The organism is Acinetobacter sp. YH01022 (assembly GCF_013420235.1).
Lineage (GTDB): Bacteria > Pseudomonadota > Gammaproteobacteria > Pseudomonadales > Moraxellaceae > Acinetobacter.
In genome coordinates, this window is sequence record NZ_VOYP01000087.1 from 1 (window position 1) to 3,698 (window position 3,698).

General features: G+C 42.0%; 4 protein-coding genes and 1 pseudogene. 2 read left to right on the forward strand and 3 right to left on the reverse strand.

Going from position 1 to position 3,698, the window contains the following annotated elements; genetic code table 11:
• Positions 1–158 precede the first annotated feature (158 nt).
• Positions 159–386, forward strand: coding sequence for a four-helix bundle copper-binding protein (locus tag FTT87_RS15635; RefSeq protein ID WP_180175097.1), 228 nt, complete (start codon positions 159–161; stop codon positions 384–386).
• A gap of 160 nt (positions 387–546) precedes the next feature.
• Here the strand turns inward: FTT87_RS15635 and sthA are convergent, their stop codons facing one another.
• The gene (gene sthA / locus FTT87_RS15640; RefSeq protein WP_086196133.1) at positions 547–1,962 is read right to left on the reverse strand and encodes a Si-specific NAD(P)(+) transhydrogenase; all 1,416 of its coding nucleotides are present in this window, start codon (positions 1,960–1,962) and stop codon (positions 547–549) included.
• Between the two features lie 209 nt (positions 1,963–2,171).
• Here sthA and lipA point away from each other — a divergent pair, with 209 nt between their 5' ends.
• Positions 2,172–3,185 carry a lipoyl synthase gene (lipA, locus tag FTT87_RS15645; RefSeq protein ID WP_166167147.1) on the forward strand — a complete coding sequence of 338 codons (1,014 nt, stop codon included), beginning with the start codon at positions 2,172–2,174 and terminating at the stop codon, positions 3,183–3,185.
• 64 nt (positions 3,186–3,249) lie between these two features.
• On the opposite strand, the pseudogene FTT87_RS15650 reads toward lipA, so the two are convergent.
• Together FTT87_RS15650 and FTT87_RS15655 are read right to left on the reverse strand one after the other, a co-directional pair.
• Positions 3,250–3,392 (reverse strand): annotated as a pseudogene (locus tag FTT87_RS15650) (IS5/IS1182 family transposase); the annotation flags it as partial.
• Between the two features lie 14 nt (positions 3,393–3,406).
• The coding region (locus tag FTT87_RS15655; protein ID WP_180175096.1) for a transposase at positions 3,407–3,698 on the reverse strand (292 nt) is incomplete at its 5' end.

The window sequence follows — 3,698 nt, forward strand, 5'->3', positions numbered from 1 at the left end:
AAAATCATTTGAATGATTTCTTCTTGGTCTACGTGCCATAAAATACTCCATATATTGATGTTTATAACATCATTTGGGGAGCAAAATATCACTTATAGGTGTTGTTCAAATTTCCTGATCCACCTCTAGCTGCCTGTCTGGATGAAAATGAGATAGAGATGATGCGTGAATGCATTAAACGCTGTCTGGACTGTGCAGATATGTGCAACTTATGCGCTCGATCTGAACAAAGAACCTCTGCCTTTATGCAGGAAATTTGTCAGCTCTGTGCTCAAATGTGCGATTACTGCGCCAAAGAATGCAGTAAACATGAAGCAGAACATTGCCAGCGATGTGCCGAAACTTGCCAGCAATGTGCGGTAGAATGCCGTAAAATGGCAGCCTAAATCCAAGCAAGTGATAAGCAAAATAGGAACACTTGATCTTGCGGGTTTGCACTAAGCGCTATTCTCACTCTCATCCACTGATGAGATATTTTGTCCTACAAAATAAACAAAAACCCGCAAGCATTCACTTACGGGTTTCGCATCTAAAATTCAGAAAATCTTAGAATAAACGGTTCATACCATTCAAGGTTGCTACACGGTACGCTTCCGCCATGGTCGGATAGTTAAAGGTAGTTTCAACAAAATACTTGATGGTATTGTTCGGGCTATTCATCACAGCCTGACCAATATGGATAATCTCGGCAGCGTTATTACCAAAGCAATGCACCCCTAACACTTCTAAGGTGTCACGGTGGAATAGAATTTTCAATTCACCTACGGTGTCACCGGTAATCTGTGCACGTGCTAGATGACGGAAAGATGCCTGGCCAACTTCGTAAGGAATTTTTTCTTCGGTCAATTGCTGTTCAGTCTTACCAATCGAAGAAATTTCCGGAATGGTATAAATACCTGTTGGAATATCCGTTACGGGTTTAACGTTCTCTTCACCGCTCATGTTTGAACCAGCGCAACGCCCCTGGTCATAAGCAGCAGAAGCCAGTGATGGCCAACCAATCACGTCACCGGCAGCATAGATATTTTCCACTTCAGTCTGGTACTGATCATTCACAGTGAGCTGACCACGACTGTTTGGGGTAATGCCTACATTTTCCAGACCTAAACCGTCAGTATTCCCCGAACGGCCGTTACACCACAAAATGGCATCGGCTTTAATTTTCTTGCCGCTTTGCAAATGCAACACCACATGATCATCAAATGTCTCAAGATGATCAATTTGTTCATTATGACGAATCAATACACCCTGTTCACGTAAACGGTAAGATAAGGCATCAGAAATTTCATCATCCAAATAGCTGAGCAATTTAGGCTGGGTGTTAATCAAATCAACTTTATGGTCCAGACCAATGAAAATGGATGCATATTCACAACCAATAACGCCGGCACCATAAATAATGATTTTTTGAATTGAATAATCCAGATCCAGAATTTTGTCTGAATCAAATACACGTGGATGATTGAAATCAAGCGCCGCCGGACGGTATGGACGTGAACCTGTCGCAATAACTAATTGCTGGAAAACAATTGTTTCTGTTATGCCTTCAGGGCTAAAGATCAATACGGTATTTTTATCCTGGATATAGGCACGACCATGATAAATATCAATCTTGTTACGGTCATAAAAACGCGAGTGCGTTTCCACCTGTTGCTGAATCACTTTATGGGCATTACGCAGCACCTGTTTCATGGTGAACTGTTTCCATTCGCCCACTTTCTGGAACATCGGGTCACGCTGGTAACGCAAAATGCTCGATACAGTTTGACGTAATGCTTTACTTGGAATGGTACCTACGTGTGTACAGTTACCACCTAATTGTTCACGCATATCAACAATTGCAACACGCTTGCCTGATTTAGCAAGTTTCATTGCCGCGCCTTCACCCGCAGGGCCTGAGCCGAGAACTACCGCATCGTATTTAACGAAAGTTCCACTAACGACCTCTTTTTTACGTGGCATTCAACGCTCCTATCTTCAATATTGGTCTATCTTGGCTATATTATGACGTAAATACTCGCAATTTTCTGTATTTACCTCACATATATTAAGTGATGACTACATTTATTAAATGAATATCCTTTTTACCCCATTTAGATTCAAGTCCGTTATAATGAGAGACCTAATATATCTAGTATCTCCCCCGTCAAAAAACAGTGGAAAAGTTGAATATGTCTGAAAACCGTAAACCTGAACAGGGTGTCAAACTTCGTGGCGCAGAGAAAGTCGCTCGTATTCCTGTAAAAGTTGTACCTACGGTTGAAACGCCACGCAAGCCGGACTGGATCCGGGTAAAAATGGCGGCTCCTGAAGAAGTTCAACGTATTAAAACCACGCTGCGTGAGCAAAAATTACATACGGTGTGTGAAGAAGCCGCTTGCCCGAATCTGCCAGAATGTTTTGGTGGCGGTACCGCAACCTTTATGATTATGGGTGATATCTGTACCCGTCGCTGTCCTTTCTGCGACGTGGCACATGGTCGTCCAAATGCCCTTGACCCTGACGAACCGCGTCATATGGCCGAAACCATTGCCAATCTGGGTTTAAAATATGCGGTTATTACTTCGGTTGACCGTGATGACCTTCGAGATGGCGGTGCACAGCATTTTGTAGACTGTATTAAAGAAGCCCGCAGTTTAAGCCCGAATACCTTATTAGAAATTCTGGTACCGGATTTCCGTGGTCGTATGGACATAGCGCTTCGCATCATGACCGAGTGCCCACCGGACGTATTCAACCACAATATTGAAACCGTGCCGCGCCTGTATAAAGCGATGCGTCCAGGTTCAGATTATCAGCATTCTTTAAACTTACTGAAAATGTTTAAGGAATACTGCCCGGACGTTCCAACCAAATGTGGCTTGATGGTCGGTATTGGTGAAACTGAAGAAGAAGTGATTGCATTGCTGGATGACTTAAAAGCACACGATGTCGATTACGTGACTATTGGTCAATACTTACAGCCTTCTAAAGAGCATGCACCGATTGACCGTTTCGTGACTCCAGAAGAATTTGAACGCTATACCGCCCACGGTCAGAAACTTGGATTCAAGAATATCTGGGCAGCCCCTATGGTTCGTTCAAGTTACTTTGCCGACCGTCAGTATTATGGTGAACCAGTTCCTTCGGTACGTCGCAAAACTGATCCTGCAAAAAAAATTGCGGTGCAGACCATTGAAGCTTAATTGAAGATCAGCCTGAAACTAGGCTGATCAATAAATGCCTATCTAAATTTATTAGGGCGTGTCCTCATTTGGCCTTGCACCAAATAAATATGCAGGCTATACGGATCATAGATTTATAATTGCGTGCTAGTTTATCAAATCGAGTGCAATAGCACGGAAATGTTTTAATCTCGCAAAAGCATTTTCAACTAAATGTCTTAATTTATAGGACTTACGCACTATTACTTATAGATTCTCTGTGGTAGCAGATGATTTTTATCGAGAATAAAGTCATCAATGAAGTTTTTGATCATTGGTCTAAATAATTTCTTCTGCCAACGATATATATTTTCAAAGATCCGCTCAAACTGGTTCTTTTGTATCTCAACGTAGGCCATCAAGGCTGCAAAAATATGATTCAAAATCAGTTTAGATCGTCTTACTTGAAACTTTTCAATATGACAAACCTGTTTAATCACCCGGTGATATTGCTCTATTTTCCAATGACTTGAATGTAATTCATGAAAACCTTCA

What these genes read in the sequence shown, in the direction of transcription:
- FTT87_RS15635 (WP_180175097.1), top strand. Translation starts at nt 159, where the DNA reads ATGATGCGTGAATGCATTAAACGCTGTCTGGACTGTGCAGATATGTGC.
- sthA (WP_086196133.1), bottom strand. Translation starts at nt 1,962, where the DNA reads ATGCCACGTAAAAAAGAGGTCGTTAGTGGAACTTTCGTTAAATACGAT.
- lipA (WP_166167147.1), top strand. Translation starts at nt 2,172, where the DNA reads ATGTCTGAAAACCGTAAACCTGAACAGGGTGTCAAACTTCGTGGCGCA.